The sequence below is a fragment of the Ruegeria sp. F12 genome, from assembly GCF_056533885.1.
The window spans coordinates 308,609-324,669 of record NZ_JBQFOV010000003.1 but is presented as its reverse complement, the minus strand read 5'-3'; the positions used below and the strand labels follow the sequence as shown (position 1 = coordinate 324,669).

14 protein-coding genes and 2 tRNA genes are annotated in these 16,061 nt (G+C 59.2%); 5 read left to right on the top strand and 11 right to left on the bottom strand.

Annotated features, from left to right (window positions below):
- Positions 1 to 19: 19 nt before the first annotated feature.
- The 7 genes from ACR0CA_RS06330 to ACR0CA_RS06300 form a co-directional block, all read right to left on the bottom strand.
- The gene (locus ACR0CA_RS06330; protein ID WP_170769328.1) at positions 20 to 1,759 is read right to left on the bottom strand and encodes an ABC transporter substrate-binding protein; all 1,740 of its coding nucleotides are present in this window, start codon (positions 1,757 to 1,759) and stop codon (positions 20 to 22) included.
- Positions 1,760 to 2,041: 282 nt separating this feature from the next.
- Positions 2,042 to 2,116, bottom strand: a tRNA-Glu gene (locus ACR0CA_RS06325).
- Positions 2,117 to 2,138: 22 nt separating this feature from the next.
- A tRNA-Glu gene (locus ACR0CA_RS06320) sits at positions 2,139 to 2,213 on the bottom strand.
- A gap of 98 nt (positions 2,214 to 2,311) precedes the next feature.
- On the bottom strand, positions 2,312 to 4,054 hold the full coding sequence (recJ, locus tag ACR0CA_RS06315) for a single-stranded-DNA-specific exonuclease RecJ (protein WP_480897807.1): 1,743 nt from the start codon (positions 4,052 to 4,054) through the stop codon (positions 2,312 to 2,314).
- A gap of 93 nt (positions 4,055 to 4,147) precedes the next feature.
- Positions 4,148 to 5,128, bottom strand: a complete 981-nt coding sequence (glpX, locus tag ACR0CA_RS06310; RefSeq protein ID WP_170769330.1) for a class II fructose-bisphosphatase — start codon at positions 5,126 to 5,128, stop codon at positions 4,148 to 4,150.
- A 69-nt stretch (positions 5,129 to 5,197) separates the two neighbouring features.
- Positions 5,198 to 6,484 carry a homoserine dehydrogenase gene (locus ACR0CA_RS06305; RefSeq protein WP_480875142.1) on the bottom strand — a complete coding sequence of 429 codons (1,287 nt, stop codon included), beginning with the start codon at positions 6,482 to 6,484 and terminating at the stop codon, positions 5,198 to 5,200.
- A gap of 125 nt (positions 6,485 to 6,609) precedes the next feature.
- Positions 6,610 to 6,858, bottom strand: coding sequence for a hypothetical protein (locus ACR0CA_RS06300; RefSeq protein WP_170769332.1), 249 nt, complete (start codon positions 6,856 to 6,858; stop codon positions 6,610 to 6,612).
- Positions 6,859 to 6,957: 99 nt separating this feature from the next.
- Here ACR0CA_RS06300 and ACR0CA_RS06295 point away from each other — a divergent pair, with 99 nt between their 5' ends.
- The gene (locus tag ACR0CA_RS06295) at positions 6,958 to 7,554 is read left to right on the top strand and encodes a TetR/AcrR family transcriptional regulator (protein ID WP_480897804.1); all 597 of its coding nucleotides are present in this window, start codon (positions 6,958 to 6,960) and stop codon (positions 7,552 to 7,554) included.
- On the opposite strand, the gene ACR0CA_RS06290 is transcribed toward ACR0CA_RS06295, so the two are convergent.
- Entirely contained in the window at positions 7,535 to 8,446 is a 912-nt protein-coding gene (locus tag ACR0CA_RS06290) for a pirin family protein (protein ID WP_480897803.1), read from the bottom strand. The two genes, ACR0CA_RS06295 and ACR0CA_RS06290, sit on opposite strands and share 20 nt — an antisense overlap.
- A 91-nt stretch (positions 8,447 to 8,537) precedes the next feature.
- On the opposite strand from ACR0CA_RS06290, the gene ACR0CA_RS06285 reads away from it, so the two are divergent.
- Complete coding sequence (locus tag ACR0CA_RS06285; protein ID WP_331252068.1) at positions 8,538 to 9,101, top strand: hypothetical protein; 564 nt, start codon at positions 8,538 to 8,540, stop codon at positions 9,099 to 9,101.
- Here the strand turns inward: ACR0CA_RS06285 and ACR0CA_RS06280 are convergent.
- Genes ACR0CA_RS06280 through ACR0CA_RS06270 form a run of 3 tightly spaced genes read right to left on the bottom strand, consistent with a single transcriptional unit; the run spans position 9,061 to position 11,823 of the window.
- The gene (locus ACR0CA_RS06280) at positions 9,061 to 9,657 is read right to left on the bottom strand and encodes a TadE/TadG family type IV pilus assembly protein (RefSeq protein WP_170788416.1); all 597 of its coding nucleotides are present in this window, start codon (positions 9,655 to 9,657) and stop codon (positions 9,061 to 9,063) included. The genes ACR0CA_RS06285 and ACR0CA_RS06280 overlap by 41 nt on opposite strands.
- Before the next feature lie 7 nt (positions 9,658 to 9,664).
- Entirely contained in the window at positions 9,665 to 10,195 is a 531-nt protein-coding gene (locus tag ACR0CA_RS06275; RefSeq protein WP_170769336.1) for a TadE/TadG family type IV pilus assembly protein, read from the bottom strand.
- Positions 10,192 to 11,823, bottom strand: coding sequence for a pilus assembly protein TadG-related protein (locus ACR0CA_RS06270; protein WP_480897801.1), 1,632 nt, complete (start codon positions 11,821 to 11,823; stop codon positions 10,192 to 10,194). Before ACR0CA_RS06270 ends, ACR0CA_RS06275 begins: the two co-directional genes overlap by 4 nt.
- A 328-nt stretch (positions 11,824 to 12,151) precedes the next feature.
- Between ACR0CA_RS06270 and ACR0CA_RS06265 the strand changes: the two genes are divergently transcribed.
- The 3 genes from ACR0CA_RS06265 (at position 12,152) to dnaG (ending at position 16,032) form a co-directional block, all read left to right on the top strand.
- Complete coding sequence (locus ACR0CA_RS06265) at positions 12,152 to 13,582, top strand: Glu/Leu/Phe/Val family dehydrogenase (protein ID WP_480897799.1); 1,431 nt, start codon at positions 12,152 to 12,154, stop codon at positions 13,580 to 13,582.
- A gap of 126 nt (positions 13,583 to 13,708) precedes the next feature.
- Positions 13,709 to 14,005, top strand: a complete 297-nt coding sequence (locus ACR0CA_RS06260) for a hypothetical protein (RefSeq protein ID WP_170769339.1) — start codon at positions 13,709 to 13,711, stop codon at positions 14,003 to 14,005.
- 80 nt (positions 14,006 to 14,085) lie between these two features.
- Positions 14,086 to 16,032: a DNA primase gene (gene dnaG / locus ACR0CA_RS06255; RefSeq protein ID WP_170769340.1), complete on the top strand. Its 1,947-nt coding sequence runs from the start codon at positions 14,086 to 14,088 to the stop codon at positions 16,030 to 16,032.
- The last annotated feature ends 29 nt before the right edge of the window (positions 16,033 to 16,061 follow it).

Here is a 16,061-nt window from a genome sequence, read left to right as displayed (position 1 = left end):
CATCCCCGGTTGCATTGGCTTAGTTGGCCTGCCAGCGCGCAACCAGCTCGTCATAGTTGACGGTCTGGCCTTGCGGCTTTTCGTTTTCCAACTTGGCCTTGGGCGAACCGGCTTTCTCCAGCCAGAAGGCAGGGTCCTGCGGCTCGTTCAGGCGCGGGCCACAGCCGCCATAGACGTTGGCAGCCTCATCGGCGGCCTGCATCCGGGACATGGTGATGTCCATTTCCTCGGCCAGACGGTCCATCGCCTCTTGCGGGGTGAAGGCGCCCGAGTTCACGTCACCGATCTGCTGCCACCAGATCTGGGCCAGCTTCGGATAGTCAGGCACGTTGATGCCGGTCGGCGACCATGCCACACGGTCAGGCGAGCGGTAGAACTCGACCAGACCACCTAGCTTGGGAGCGCGTTCGGTGAAGGACTCGTGGTTGACCGAGCTGTCGCGGATGAAGGTCAGGCCCACGTGGGACTTCTTCACATCGACAGTCTTGGACGTCACGAACTGAGCGTACAGCCACGCGGCCTGGGCACGATCCGAGGGGGTCGATTTGAGGAACGTCCAGGAGCCCACGTCCTGATAGCCGACCTTCTGGCCATCTTCCCAGTAGGGGCCGTGCGGGCTGGGCGCCATCCGCCACAGCGGCGTGCCTTCGTCATCCACGGTGTTGTTGCCTTCGGACTTCGGCTTCACCATGTCGGCGGTAAAGGCGGTGTACCAGAAGATCTGCTGGGCCACGTTGCCTTGGCTGAGCGCCGGCAGCGACTGGTAGAAGTCATAGGACGCCGCACCCGGAGGCGCGTAGTTCCGCAGCCACTCATCCCATTTACGGATCGCATAAACCGCAGCCGGGCCGTTTGCAGCACCACCGCGCGAGACGGACGCACCAACTGGGTTACAGGTGCCCGCTTCCATGCGGATGCCCCATTCGTCGACGGGAACGCCGTTCGGCTCACCTACGTCGCCTGCGCCGGCCATCGAGAGCCACGCGTCAGTCATACGCCACCCAAGGTCAGGCGCACGTTTGCCGTAATCCATGTGGCCATAGATCGCCACACCATCGACTTCTTTCACGTCGTTGGTGAAGAACTCGGCGATGTCTTCGTAGGCTGACCAGTTGACCGGAACGCCCAGGTCGTAACCATACTTCTCTTTGAACGCGGCCTTGTTGGCCTCATCATCGAACCAGTCCTTGCGGAACCAGTAGAGGTTCGCGAACTGCTGGTCGGGCAGCTGGTACAGGTTACCGTCCGGGCCAGTGGTGAACTGAATACCCATGAAGTCATCCAGATCCAATGTCGGCGATGTGGTCGCCGCCCAGTCACCTGCCATCTGTTCGGTCAGGTTATAGGCCAGTTGCAGGCGCGAGTGCGTGCCGATCAGGTCGCTGTCATTGACGTAACCGTCATACAGGTTCCGGCCGGTCTGCATCTGGGTCTGCACGGCCTGAACCACTTCGCCCTCACCGAGGATCTGGTGGTTTACCTTGATGCCGGTGATCTCCTCGAATGCCTTGGTCAGCACCTCGGATTCATAGGAATGGGTCGGGATGCCCTCGGACAGGACGTTGATCTCCATGCCCGCATAGGGTTGTGCAGCTTCGATGAACCATTTCATCTCACCCATCTGTTCGTCTTTCGACAGGGTCGATGGCTGGAATTCGTCGTCAATCCAACGTGTTGCTGCGGCTTCGTCGGCCCAAGCGGTACCGTGCCCCGCAATGACGGCTGCTGCCGCCACGGCGGAAAGTAGATGTCTCCGCATCTGTCTCCTCCCAAAGATTATGGTTTCCGGCGCGAACCGGATGGCGAGGAGCATCGGCGATTTTTTGCATATGTGTCAAACTAAATTTTTAGTAAATGAAATTGACGTCGTGTAGTGCGCTGAAAAAAAACACTTTTCAAGTTATTGCGAGCGCAGTTTCAAGACAGACAAAAGGCTGAGAGGTGGTTTGCCGCAACTGTGAGTTCGGGTTTGTCGTTGAAATCGATTCCCAGACATCCAAAGCGAAACCGGCGGACTGCACGGCGAAAAAGAGGGGGGAAATGGCAGCCCGTAGGGGAATCGAACCCCTCTTTCCAGGTTGAAAACCTGGCGTCCTAACCGATAGACGAACGGGCCATTTAAGCCGAACAAGCACAAGTGGCAGCCCGTAGGGGAATCGAACCCCTCTTTCCAGGTTGAAAACCTGGCGTCCTAACCGATAGACGAACGGGCCACGCTTGCTTGTGGAGGGCCTTTTACGGTTTACCTACACCCCCCGCAAGCCGAAAAATGCAGGGAGGGACAAGTTTTTTGGCGGGGTCGGGCGCGGGCCTAATTTGCCTCAGCTGCATCCTCCAACCGAAGCTGCACGGATTGCCGTCCGCCCCACGTATTGACCTCGAGCCGCCCAGCAAAATGGAACCGAGCGCCACCGTGGTTGGACAGTTTTTCCCCGATTGGCCCGTCGAACGCACCGAACGCGATGGCGTCCAGACCGCTGCCCACACCATCGGACAGGGACAGTTTCAGATGTGACTCGCCTACGCGTTTGGCAAAGCGCACTTGCAGATCGGGCAGAGCATAACGTGGGGCAGGGGCGCTGGCGCCAAATGGGCCAGCTTTTTCGATCTGTTCGATCAGGTCCACTGTGGCAGCACCCGGCATCAATGTGCCGTCCAGTTTCAGGTCCGCCGGGCCGCCTTCGCCCGCGCCCTGTTTGGCCAATAGTTCCGACAACCGCGCCATCGCCGGTTCCAGCTGATCGCGCATCACGGTCAGCCCGGCTGCCATCTTGTGCCCGCCACCTTTGAGCAGCAGCCCTTCGGCAGCCAGACGCTGGATCGAAGCCCCCAGATCGACGCCCGAAACCGAGCGACCCGAGCCCTTGCCTTCATCCCCGTCAAAGCCGATCACGATGGCTGGGCGGTTCGCGGCCTCTTTCAGACGCGACGCAACGATGCCAACGACGCCGGGATGCCAGCCCTCACCAGCGGCCCAGACAAGGGGGGCGTCCACTCCACGTTCCTCGGCCTGTTCCATGGCGGCTGCGCGTACGGTGCTTTCGATATCGCGGCGCTCGGTATTCAGTTCGTCCAAGCGCTGCGACAGGGCCTCGGCCTCGTGCATCGAATCGGTGCTGAGCAACCGCGCTCCCAGATCGGCCTGGCCAATGCGTCCGCCCGCGTTCACGCGCGGTCCCAGCATGAACCCAAGGTGATAGCTGTTGGGGGCCGAATCCATCCGCGCCACGTCCGACAGGGCCACCAGACCGGGCCGCTGCCGTTGGGCCATCACCTTCAGCCCCTGACGCACCAGCGCGCGGTTCGCCCCGATCAGAGGAGCGACATCTGCCACGGTCGCCAGCGCCACCAAATCCAGCAGCGAGATCAAGTCCGGTCCCTTAACCCCGGCCTCACGCAGTTGCCGCCCGGCCTCGACCAGCATTAAGAACACCACGCCAGCCGCACACAGATAGCCCAGATCGCCACTTTCATCCTGCCGGTTCGGGTTCACCACGGCCACGCATTCGGGCAGAGTCTCACACCCCAAATGGTGATCCAAAACGATCACATCCGCATCTTTGGCTGCCGCGATCGGTTCATGGCTCAGCGTGCCGCAATCGACACAGATAATCAGATCGTGCTGCGCCGCCAACTCCTGCATTGCGGGTACATTGGGGCCATAGCCCTCATCAATTCGGTCGGGCACGTACAGCGTCGCCTGCAACCCCATCTGCCGCAGCCAGACCAGCAACAAGGCGGCTGAGCTACCGCCATCCACATCATAATCCGCAAAAACAGCAATCCGCTGCTTGTCCCGCACTGCCGTCAGGAACCGGGTGGCTGCGGTTTCCATATCCTTCATGTCGCGCGGATCGGGCAGCAGTTCTTTCAGCTTTGGCTCCAGGAAACCGGGGGCCTCCATCGCGGGAATGCCACGGCGCGCCAGCACTTGGCAAACAGCACGCGGCAGCCCAGCCTGTTGCACCAGCATCTCGGTTGCGCGTTCCACATCCGCCGAGGGGCCGACCCACCGCCGCCCGGACAAAGACTGTTCAACCCCAAGAAAGCTCATGACCCGCCCCTGATATGCCAAGGCCGGATACCTTTCGGACCCGGCCCTTCTTCTCGTTCAAAATACGACCGCCGGAGGCCGCGGCGCAAGCCGCTAGTTGTCGTGCGACCACAGAGGGGTGCGATAGGACATGCGCCGAACCGATCCGGTCTTGGAGCGCATCAGCAGGGTGGTGGTTTCCAGCCAACCCGGCTCGCGCTTAATGCGCGGCAACAGCGACCCGCCGGTCACGCCGGTTGCGGCGAAAATCACGTCGGCTGTCACCATCTCATCGCGTGCGTAGATACGGTCCAGATCGGTGATGCCCGCCTTGGCCGCGCGGCCTCGTTCGTCATCGTTGCGGAACAGCAGGCGGCCAAAGATCTGACCACCCATGCATTTCAAGGCCGCTGCAGCCAGCACACCCTCGGGCGCGCCGCCTTGGCCCATATACATGTCGATGCCGGTCTCTTCACTTTCGGCGCAATGCATCACACCGGCCACGTCCCCATCGGTGATCAGACGGATCGAGGCTCCGGTCTCGCGTACTTCGGCGATCATCGCCTCGTGCCGGGGGCGTTCCAGAATGCAAACTGTAATGTCAGCGGGCGCGCAGCCCTTGGCTTTGGCCAGAGCCTCGACCCGTTCACGCGGGCTCATGTCCAGATTCACGACGCCTTCGGGATAGCCCGGACCCACGGCCAGCTTGTCCATATAAACGTCGGGCGCATGGAGCATCGAGCCGCGCGGGCCCATGGCGATCACGGTCAGGGCATTGGGCATGTCCTTGGCGGTCAGGGTGGTGCCTTCCAGCGGGTCCAGCGCGATGTCCACGCCGGGGCCATTACCGGTGCCGACCTCTTCACCGATATAAAGCATCGGCGCTTCGTCCCGCTCGCCTTCGCCGATGACCACGACGCCTGCGATATCTAGCAGGTTCAACTGTTCGCGCATCGCGTTGACCGCTGCCTGATCGGCTGCCTTCTCGTCACCACGTCCCACCAGCGAGGCAGAGGCCAGAGCAGCCTGTTCCGCAACCCGCGCCAGGCCCAGCGACAGCAGTCGGTCGTTGAAATCAATCTTGGCAGCACTCATTTTCACTATCCTCAGGTCAGTATAGGCGTTTTCTTGGGCATAGCCTGCGGCCTAGGCAGGCCGCAAGGGTCAAACCTCTTCAATGCGCAGCGCGACCGGTTCGCCCGACACCACATCGGTGTCGCGGAACCCGTCCAGCGCCACATCCAGCGTGGCCCGTGTTGTTTTATGCGTTACGATCAGGACCGGCGCGGTGCTGTCCGAGTGGCCATATTGGCGCATCCGGTCGATCGACACACCGGCATCGCCCAGAATGGCAGCCACTTTCGCCAGCGCGCCGGGTTTGTCGAACAGCGCAAGACGCAGGTAGTAAGGGGCAGGCAGGCCGGTGATCGCCGGTGCCGCATCCTGCAACGAGGTCGCGGGCCGGCCAAAGGTCGGGATTTGCAACCCGCGCGCCAGATCGCAGACATCGCCCATCACGGCACTAGCCGTGGGGCCTTCGCCCGCGCCAGGGCCGCGCAGAACGACTTGGTCAACTGAGTCGCCCTCGATCACCACCATGTTGGTGCCGCCTTCCAGTTGCCCCAGCGCCGAGCCGCTGGGTACAAGGCAGGGCTGCATCCGTTGGACCAGCCCACGCGCGGTTTTCTGCGCCACACCTAGCAGCTTGATGCGATAGCCCATATCGTCGGCCTGGTGGATGTCATCGAGGCTGATCTGCTGAATGCCCTCAATCTCGATCCCGTCGAAGTTGGGTTTGGTGCCGAAGGCAATCGACGACAGCAGCGCCAGTTTATGTGCCGCGTCGATGCCGCCGACATCCAGATTTGGATCAGCTTCGAGGTACCCCAGCTGGGCGCATTCTTCGAACAGGGCGTTATAGCCCAGCTCCTGCGATTGCATCCGGGTCAGAATATAGTTGCAGGTGCCGTTCATCACGCCCATGACGCGGGTGATTTCATTGCCGGCAAGACCTTCGGTCAGGGATTTGATCACGGGAATACCGCCTGCAACGGCGGCCTCGAACCGGATCACGCGCCCGGCGGCTTCGGCCTTTTCGGCCAGCTCTTGCCCGTGGATCGCCAGCAGCGCTTTGTTTGCGGTTACGACGTCTTTGCCACTGGCCAGCGCCGCCTCGACCGAGGCTTTGGCGGGGCCGTTTTCACCGCCCATCAGTTCAACATAGACGTCGATATCGTCCCGCTGCGCCAGGGCAACCGGGTCGGTTTCCCACGCATAGCCCGACAGGTTCACGCCGCGATCCTTGGACGCGTCGCGCGCCGATACGGCGGTGATTTCAATGGGGCGGCCAGTACGCGCTTGCAGCAAATCCGCATGTTGGCGCACGATCTTGACGACACCCACGCCGACCGTTCCCAAGCCCGCAATTCCAAGCCGCAGCGCCTGTGTCATCCCGTGGGTTCCTTTCGCTCGAATTCATCGCCTTTCGGGCCTTGCCCGTTCTCCGCTGCCTTAGCGGGTTCGGCGCAAGGGTGCAATGCGTCCCGAACCGGGCCAACAAGGGATTTTGACGACGTTCAGTTGATTTCTGCGTTCTGCAGTTGATCCGCCTTGTTTTCCAGCGCTTCGCGGCGGGCGTTCAGCTCTTCTTCGACCTCGGCGGCTTCGCTGACGGGGTCGACTGGCGGGCCCAGATTCTGCTGCAACGCGATCAGCTTGGGATAGCGTGCCTTTTTCACGTTGGTGGGTTCCTCTCCCTCCAATTCCGGGAAGTTTGCACAGGCTGCGCAAGCCAGCACAGCGATCAGAAATGGCAGGGGTTTCATTCAGAACCCTTTCGAACAGGACTGCTCCAGTGATGCCTCTTTTGCGACGGCGGTTCAAGCGGGGTTCTATCTGAACACCTGTTCAGATATTGTTGAGTTATGGCACGCACGCAAGGTTCACATTCCGATATCACTGGCCCCCGCATTCGCAAGGCGGCGCTGGCTTTGTTTGCTCGCCACGGCTATGCAGCGGTGTCGATGCGCCAGATCGCGGCCGAAGTCGGTGTGCAGGCCGGTGCGCTGTATAACTACACACCCGACAAGCAGAGCCTTCTATACAGGCTGATGTCCGACCACATGCAGGACCTTCTGACAGCCTATGGCGCGCTGGATCCCGCAGGTGATGCCATTGAGGCCCTGCGCCGCTTTGTCGGCTTCCATATCCGGTTTCACATGCAACGCCCCGATGAGGTCTTCATCGCCTATATGGAACTGCGCAATCTGACCCCCGAGAATTTTGCCGAGATTGAGGCTCTGCGCCGCAGCTATGAGGATTCGCTGGAGACAATTCTGCAAGACGGTCAGCGGGCAGGGCAGTTTGACATCGCGGATACCAAGATCGCCACGTTGGCCGTGATTGCAATGCTGAATGGCGTGATGACCTGGTATCGCGCGGGCGGGCGTTTGTCGCTGGACGAGGTCGAGCGGATTTATTGGGATATGGTGCGACGCTCGGTCAGTGCGCGGGGCGAATGAAGGTGCCGTTTTGCAGCTCTCGAAAGGCCTGCTCCAGTTCGGCGCGCGTGTTCATGACGATGGGTCCGTGCCACGCCACCGGCTCGTCGATCGGAGCACCTGAGATCAGCAGGAAACGGACCCCATCCGGCCCGGCCTGAACCGTGACCTCATCCCCGGTTCCAAACCGCACCAATGTGCGATCGCCGGACATGTCGCGGATATTGACCTCTTGCCCTGCGACCTCTTTTTCCAGCAAGACGCCAGTGGGTTGCGAGGCATCGGCGAAGGCCGCCTGTCCCTGAAACACATAGGCAAAGGCGCGGCGATAGGTGTCGACGCGAAAGGTCTTTTTCACGCCCGCCGGGATCTGGATATCGAGATATTGCGGTTCAGCGGCGATGCCGTCTACCGGGCCGGTTTTGCCCCAGAACTCACCAACAATGACGCGAACCTTGGTGCCGTCATCATCCGTGATTTCGGGGATCTCTTTGCTTTCCACATCCTGGTACCGCGGTGAAGTCATTTTCTGGGCTGAAGGCAGGTTGCCCCAAAGTTGAAACCCGTGCATCTGCCCAGAGCTGTTTCCCTTGGGCATTTCCTGATGCAGAATGCCGGACCCGGCGGTCATCCATTGTACGTCGCCCGCGCCCAAGGTGCCGGTGTTGCCCAGAGAATCCGAATGCTCGACCGTGCCGGACAGCACATAAGTGATCGTCTCTATCCCGCGGTGGGGGTGCCATGGAAAACCGGCCATGTAGTCCTGCGGACGTTCATTTCGGAAATCATCGAAGAGCAGGAAGGGGTCTAATTCGGACGGGTCCTGAAACCCGAATGCGCGGTGCAATTTGACGCCCGCGCCTTCCATCGTTGGCATGGCTTTTCTGGTCTCCAGCGTGGGTCTAAGCGACATATGGGCCTCCTGTATCTTATGCGAACCATGTATCGCGCGGGTAAGGTTCGTCAATTTGCAGTCAGGCACGGGACCTGTGCGCAAAAATGCAATGCACCGCCCTCTGTCCTTCGTCAGCGAAAGCGGCTACATCCGGTCAAACGAACGCGGGGATATGACGATGCAGCAAGAGGTACTGGCCACTGTAAGGGCTTCAACACCAAGACGTTGGCTTGGCGTTGGCATGTTGGCTGTGGTTGGAGCGCTGGTTCTCTATGTGGCAGCGGCAACCCCGCCAGAGCCGGCCTGGCAGGTGTTTCTGGTCTTGGTTGGGATCGCGGCATTCTGGCTGGCGCACCGTATGTGGACTGCAACTGCCGACTGGATCGAGTTGACCAAAACCGAGATGCGTACAGGGTCAGGGCGCGTTATCGCTTATGTCGACAGTATCGAGGCCGTGGATCGCGGGGTCTTTGCGTTCAAGCCCTCAAACGGCTTTTTGGTTCGCACGAAAGAGGGTCAGGCGAACGCCTGGGCACCGGGACTTTGGTGGCGTCTAGGCCGTCGGGTTGGCATCGGCGGCATGACATCCGCCGCCGAAACCAAATTCATGTCTGAGGCGCTTTCTATCTTGCTTATGAACAGACCGGCTGAGGGCCAAGGTTCTGCGCAATAGCGTTCGTAAAACGCGGACGAGTGAATACAAAATTTTCGAAGGTTGAATCGTCGCTTACCCAATCCCCGATGACTGCGGCGCCACCAAAGGCCGGATCGAAGTCATTTGAGGTTTCAACGATGATAAGTGTGTCCTGATCCGGCATCGGCGGCAAAGAGCCGCTAATGCTGGTGATGTTGTCATTGTCCAATTGATCGCAGAAGCCGCGAATGGCAGACCAGTCAACATAATGTCGTGCATCGCCTTCATCATACCTGACCAGCGAAATACGAACACGTAGTGGCGTACCATTGTCGACCATACGCTCCATCAGTTCCTGCATGGAGTCTACGTATGTATCCGTAACCTCTGACGTTTCCCTCGAGATCAGATCTCCAACGGTATAGGCGGCCCGAAGGTTGGCGGCGCTTTGCCGGAAACCGTCGAAAAACGTGTAGGTGCCGGTGACCGTCCAGAACAGCATCGGAAAGACCAGAACAGCCTCGACCGACAGGGCACCGCGTTCGTCACGGGCTTTGCGGTTTAATAGGTTTCGAACTTTTGCAAGCAGGGACATGGGACTATCAAGGCTCCTGAACAAATGCTGTGGTGGCGGTCAGAGCGATCTGGCCCCTGTCGTCAGACAAAGCGCGGCCCATCAACGAAGTGGGGAATACAGGGTCCACTTTGGCGCAGGCCCGCAAAATCATCAGCTCGTTTGACAGGCCCGGTGTAAACTCGCGCACAGGTCTGGCTTCTTCCGAGTTGTCGGTGCAGTCAGGCGTTTGCGGCAAGACAACTCCGGTGAATGCGCTCTGCACGATCATCTCAAGACGCATGTTGTCTTGGCAGTTCTTGATAACCAGGGTCCGTTCGCAGATCGAATCCTTGATGGAATCATGTGTAGGGGCCGTGCCGGTTCCCAAGCGCACGTCCCTTACGGATTGATCCACAGCGCGTTCCAACATCGCCTGCTGGAGCGTGACCAGCGAATACTCCGTCGCGCTCAGGATGAAGAAGATGAATGCAGGAAACAGGAGTGCGAATTCGAGTGTGATCGATCCGTTTTCAGACTTTCTAAAAAGCCGTAGTTTCTTGAATGCTCGATGTGTCATTGAGTCAACCTCAACTTTTTGATCGACGATGCGATCGAGGCGAATGCCTCTTCCAAAGAGATACCTTCGGGATCATCAAACTCGTCGACTTCGTAGACATGGCTGTCGGAACTTGCGCAATTCTTGATCGTAGTCAGACCCGCCGCGGGGGCTTCAAAAGCGATACCGTAGATAATCGTGCCCTTGTTCTTGGCCGCGGAGCAGATATTGGTTGTGCGCGTATTCTTGCTGGACGCCCCTGTCGAGCGGAAGGCGTTGTTGTACCAGTTGGTGCGGTGGTTGTTCTGCCAGCGGTAGTTGTTGACCGCGTTCCAGAACAGGGATGCTTGATTAAACAGTTGGGGGTATGTCAGGCGAGTGGCCCGACCTGGTTCGTTGTCACCAAAAGGGTGATCGCGGAAAACGCCTTGACGTGTCCAGAAATAAGTGGGCGGGTTGCTGGAAACGCGGGTGCTGTATTCACCTCGTTGGCCGTTGAAATGAACGTAGTTGGGGTTGTACCAGACGTTCGAGTTGCCGCTGCGCAAGTCCGAGCGTAAACGGAATTGCGAGGTGTTCTGGCCGTCGGTCATAACAATCACAATTTTCAGAACATCTTCTTCGTATCCCAGCGGGCGGTTGCTGAATTTTGCCGGGACGTTGCCGTCAGTCGACAGATCGCTGACGACATCCTGGAAGGCAGGGTCCAGCAATGCCGTACCCCATTTCATGCCGACGTCAATCGAGGTGTTCCCGGTCGCTGTCAGAGCATCAATTCGGTTGTGCAATACGGTAATGTCGTCCGTGACAGGCGTAATCTCGCTCCCGGCGCGGACCGGGCAAACAGGGGCACTGATCGGGTTTTCCGAGTTCGTGAAAACGTCGAAATGTCCGGTGCGTTCCAACGCCGTTGCCGGGTCAAGGGCTGCTTGCTGGAACTGAGTCGAAGTGAAGTTAACGCAATGCGAAAAGCTGTGCTCGCTTGAGACATTGGTGAACTTGTCCAAAATGTCAGCACCCGCGTTCACCTGAGTGGCATAGGGGATGATTGACATCGAAATCTCGCTGCCTTCCTGCTTTTGCAGCATCAGCGTGACAAATTCCTTTGCCGCATCCCTGAGAACCTCAATCTTGGTCTTGTTTGGTTCGGCTGAATCTTCGTTCATGGACCCGGACATATCCAGAACCAACGAGATTTCGACAGCGCCGATGGATTCCTCGGCGGTACTTGCCGCAACGGCCGTGAGTTGTTTGACACCCGAGAACCGCATGAAATGAGTGGGAACGACGGTCTGCGCCGTGGCAGAAACTCGACGAGACCCTAAGCCTTCCTCGACAACGGGTTCTCCGACCAGTTTATCTCCAAGCCCGGCCTTTTCCAGATAAGAAACCACGACCGCTTTCGGAGGCAGTTGCTGATCAAGATCCGCGGCTGCCAGAACGGCGCGGTCCAACGTGGACTGAAGGTTCGCGCGATCTCGCTCAAAGTTCATCAGGTCAACGCCCATACCGGTCGTTGCCAAAATGACAAGGAAACCCAGCAGCACAAAAATGGTGAATGCACCGTCTTCTCGCTGCGCGAAATGACGAGCTAAAGGAATTTGTCGACCAAAAAACGTTTTGCCGCCGTGACGTGCGTGTTCAATCATTATGCAGACCTCGTTGAGCAGACATCCCAAGCTGCTAGGAAAAAGTTAACGCATGGAAATTACTGGTGAAACGTGGCGGGAATTGGGCGAAACGGCCCCCCTTTAGGCCCTTTTGGGGGCAAATGGAGGATAATTTATCGAACACGTGTTGCTCTGTTTTCCCGCTGGCGACAATCGCGTTGGCGCTGACGATCCCTCGCGACTCAGCGGGGGTTCAACAAGATGTGCAGAAAATTTCGACTTTTATTTCTGCTTAAATATTGATCGTTTAAGTCAGGGGTGCGACAAAACGTCAGAACGCCAGTCGTTCGTTGGCACGGAGGTATAGATGACGGCCATTAATGAACCAAGTTTTCGTGAGAGTGTTGATTTGATGTTCAACAGGGCGGCGTCCCTGATGGATTTGCCCCCCGGACTTGAAGAAAAGATACGTGTCTGCAATGCCACCTACACAGTTCGTTTCGGTGTGCGCCTACGTGGCGACATACACACCTTCACCGGATACAGATCGGTTCATTCCGAGCATATGGAACCCGTGAAAGGCGGTATCCGCTATGCGCTGGCCGTAAATCAGGACGAGGTCGAGGCGCTGGCTGCGCTGATGACTTATAAATGTGCCTTGGTAGAAACGCCGTTTGGCGGCTCGAAAGGCGGGCTATGCATCGACCCGCGCAAGTATGAAGAGCATGAGCTTGAGCAGATCACTCGGCGCTTCGCCTATGAATTGGCCAAGCGGGACCTAATCAACCCGTCTCAGAACGTTCCGGCCCCCGACATGGGTACAGGTGAGCGGGAGATGGCCTGGATGGCCGACCAATATGCGCGGATGAACACCACCGATATCAACGCGCGCGCTTGTGTAACTGGCAAGCCGCTGAACGCAGGTGGTATCGCCGGGCGGGTCGAGGCAACGGGGCGCGGTGTGCAATACGCGCTGCGCGAGTTCTTCCGCCACCCGGAAGATATCCAGAAGGCGGGCCTTTCAGGGAAGCTGGACGGCAAGCGGGTGATCATTCAGGGATTGGGTAACGTGGGCTATCACGCGGCTAAATTCCTGAGCGAAGAGGACGGAGCGATTGTCACCGGCATCATAGAGTGGGATGGCGCGCTATATAACCCTGATGGGATCGACGTTGAATCTGTTCGGCAGTGGATCGTCAAACATGGCGGCGTCAAGGGTTACCCGGACGCGACCCATTCCGCCGAAGGCTCGGCAGTGCTGGAAAAAGAATGCGATATCCTCATCCCGGCGGCGCTGGAAGGCGTGATCAACCTGGAAAACGCTGATCGCATCAAGGCCCCGCTGATCATCGAGGCGGCCAACGGCCCTGTGACGGCGGGCGCGGACGAGATTCTGCGTAAAAAGGGCACCGTGATCATCCCGGATATGTATGCCAACGCAGGTGGTGTGACGGTCTCGTATTTCGAGTGGGTCAAGAACCTCAGCCATATCCGCTTTGGCCGGATGCAGCGCCGGCAGGAAGAGGCGCGGCACGAACTGATCGTCAGCGAACTGGAGCGTCTGGACCGGTATCTGGGCGATGCCTGGTCGATGTCACCGGACTTCAAGGCCAAGTACCTGAAAGGTGCGGATGAGCTTGAGCTAGTGCGCTCGGGCCTCGATGACACGATGCGGATTGCGTATCAATCCATGCGTGAGGTTTGGCATAGCCGCGATGATGTCGAAGACCTGCGCACAGCTGCGTATATCGTGGCGATCGACCGGGTCTCGAAAAGCTATCGCGCTAAAGGGTTGTGATGTCAGCGCAGGGGCGGCCTTGGGTCGCCCCTGTGCAACACGAAGGCGCGAGGTGCAAAACGGCGATGGCGGGACGGGTTTGCCGGGGATAGACTGCCGGAACAGAAACGAATCCCGGAGACCTACATGTTGCGTATCGCCGTTGCGGCCCTTGTACTGGCTACCCCTCTGGCCGCTCAGGAAACCAAGGAACAAAGCTGCAAGTTTCAAGCCGACGTCGTGGCCGCCATTCAGCAGGCGCGGCTGGACCGGGTGAAGGAACGCGACGTGCCGCAGGCTGTCGCCGATGCAGGGCCCACTTGGCCAGAAAATTACAATGCGGCTATCCCGCTGATCACGCCTTGGGTCTATGAGCAAAAGATGCGCGACGTGCGCAAGAAAGACCTTGGTGCCGCCTGGCTGGAGCTGTGCTTGCAGCAATAATCCACAGGTCCGCCATTTCCCTGTGGACAACCGCGCGCCATCCCCTTGGCGCGCGTTTTCATTTCTGGCAGGTTTAGCACATGTCATTGCCCCCCGGATTTCTGGATGAACTGCGTACGCGCCTCAGCCTGTCTCAGGTCGTGGGGCGAAAGGTCATGTGGGACCAGCGCAAATCCAATCAAGGCAAGGGTGATATGTGGGCGCCGTGCCCGTTTCACCATGAAAAGACGGCGTCGTTCCATGTGGATGATCAAAAGGGGTTTTACTACTGCTTTGGGTGCCACGCCAAAGGGGATGCGATCAGTTTCGTGAAAGAGACCGAGAATGTCTCATTCATCGAAGCGGTCGAGATTCTGGCCCGCGAGGCCGGGATGCCGATGCCGCAGCGCGATCCCAAGGCGCAGGAAAAGCAGGACCGCCGGGCGCAACTGGCCGAGGTGATGGAGCAGGCGGTGCAGTTCTTCCGTCTGCAGCTCAAGACCGGGGCCGGGAGTGCGGCGCGCGATTACCTGACCCGCCGGGGGTTGGACGCGCAGGCGCTGGATCGATGGGAGATTGGCTTCGCCCCCGATGGATGGCAGGCTCTGTGGGATCATCTGAGCGGCAAGAATGTGGCCGAGGATCTGATCCTGGGGGCGGGTCTGGCGAAACCGTCGAACAAAGGCAAAAAGCCTTATGATACCTTCCGAAACCGGATCATGTACCCGATCCGTGACCCGCGTGGGCGGTGTATTGCCTTCGGCGGGCGGGCGATGGACCCCAATGATAATGCGAAATACCTGAACTCGCCCGAGACCGAATTGTTCGATAAGGGGCGCAGCCTCTACAACCACGGGCCCGCGCGGCAAGCGGCGGGGAAGGGGCGACCTCTGATCGTGGCCGAAGGCTATATGGATGTGATCGCGCTGGCCGAGGCCGGGTTTGGCGCGTCGGTTGCTCCGCTGGGCACCGCGATTACCGAACATCAACTGCAACTGCTCTGGCGCATATCCGATGAGCCGGTCATTGCATTGGATGGTGACACGGCGGGCTTGCGCGCCGCGATGCGCGCGGTTGATCTGGCCCTGCCGCTGCTTGAGGCAGGGAAATCTCTGCGGTTTGCCCTGATGCCCGAGGGCAAGGACCCCGACGACCTGCTGCGCGCCGAAGGGCCGGGGGCCGTGCAAGCCGTGCTGGAAGGCGCAATTCCCATGGTCAAGCTGCTGTGGCAGCGCGAGACCGAGGGCAAGGTGTTCGACAGTCCCGAGCGCAAAGCGGCGCTGGACAAGGCGCTGCGCGAGAAGATCAAGCTTATCCGCGACCCCTCGATCCGGTCGCATTACGGGCAGGAAATCAAGGACCTGCGTTGGCAGTTGTTCCGCCCGCAGCGCCAACCGCAGAACCGTCAATGGCAACCGCGCGGCAAGTGGCAGCCTCAGCCGACGGCGACACCAGGAGCACGCGCGTCCTTCCTGGCCTCGTCCGAAGGTTCGGAAATCCAACTGCGCGAAGCGGCGATTCTGGCCATTGCAGCGCTGAACCCGCAGGTGGTTGTGCAGTTCGAAATCCAGTTGGAAGAGATGGAGTGCCGTGACCCCGACCACGCCGCTCTGCGCCACGCCATCCTGCGCCATGCGATTGATGACCCCGAGAATCTGAAAGACCACATTGCTGAAACTTTGGGGCCCGAAGCCCTTGAAAACCTGCTGGCCCTTCGCCATGTCGCAGTGATCCCTTGTGTGTATAAACCGGGCGATGTCGAAAAGGCCGAAATGACGCTGGCCGAGGAGCTCGCAAAGATCAAAGCTCTCAGGGGGTTGGACGCAGAGATTGCCGAAGCCGAGGAGGAACTGTCTGATCTGGCCGATGAGGCGCTGACATACCGGCTGGCCCAGGCCGCCGAAGAGCGTAACCGCACAAGCCGCAGCCAGAATGAGGACAGGGCGATATTCGACGTGGCCGACAATGGCGCGCGAATCAACCGCGACGAGAAAGACAAGTTTGAGGCAATCATGTCCGGGATCAATTTCGAGCGGAAACGCCGGTAAAGTGGTGTTTTCGTAAGGCACTGGAAAAG

Bases quoted from the DNA above. Each gene is read 5' to 3' on its own strand.
- ACR0CA_RS06300 (WP_170769332.1), bottom strand. From the start codon at position 6,858: ATGAAACCCCTGCCATTTCTGATCGCTGTGCTGGCTTGCGCAGCCTGT.
- ACR0CA_RS06290 (WP_480897803.1), bottom strand. From the start codon at position 8,446: ATGTCGCTTAGACCCACGCTGGAGACCAGAAAAGCCATGCCAACGATG.
- ACR0CA_RS06265 (WP_480897799.1), top strand. From the start codon at position 12,152: ATGACGGCCATTAATGAACCAAGTTTTCGTGAGAGTGTTGATTTGATG.
- ACR0CA_RS06270 (WP_480897801.1), bottom strand. From the start codon at position 11,823: ATGATTGAACACGCACGTCACGGCGGCAAAACGTTTTTTGGTCGACAA.
- ACR0CA_RS06280 (WP_170788416.1), bottom strand. From the start codon at position 9,657: ATGTCCCTGCTTGCAAAAGTTCGAAACCTATTAAACCGCAAAGCCCGT.
- ACR0CA_RS06260 (WP_170769339.1), top strand. From the start codon at position 13,709: ATGTTGCGTATCGCCGTTGCGGCCCTTGTACTGGCTACCCCTCTGGCC.
- ACR0CA_RS06295 (WP_480897804.1), top strand. From the start codon at position 6,958: ATGGCACGCACGCAAGGTTCACATTCCGATATCACTGGCCCCCGCATT.
- glpX (WP_170769330.1), bottom strand. From the start codon at position 5,128: ATGAGTGCTGCCAAGATTGATTTCAACGACCGACTGCTGTCGCTGGGC.
- dnaG (WP_170769340.1), top strand. From the start codon at position 14,086: ATGTCATTGCCCCCCGGATTTCTGGATGAACTGCGTACGCGCCTCAGC.
- ACR0CA_RS06285 (WP_331252068.1), top strand. From the start codon at position 8,538: ATGCACCGCCCTCTGTCCTTCGTCAGCGAAAGCGGCTACATCCGGTCA.
- recJ (WP_480897807.1), bottom strand. From the start codon at position 4,054: ATGAGCTTTCTTGGGGTTGAACAGTCTTTGTCCGGGCGGCGGTGGGTC.
- ACR0CA_RS06275 (WP_170769336.1), bottom strand. From the start codon at position 10,195: ATGACACATCGAGCATTCAAGAAACTACGGCTTTTTAGAAAGTCTGAA.
- ACR0CA_RS06330 (WP_170769328.1), bottom strand. From the start codon at position 1,759: ATGCGGAGACATCTACTTTCCGCCGTGGCGGCAGCAGCCGTCATTGCG.
- ACR0CA_RS06305 (WP_480875142.1), bottom strand. From the start codon at position 6,484: ATGACACAGGCGCTGCGGCTTGGAATTGCGGGCTTGGGAACGGTCGGC.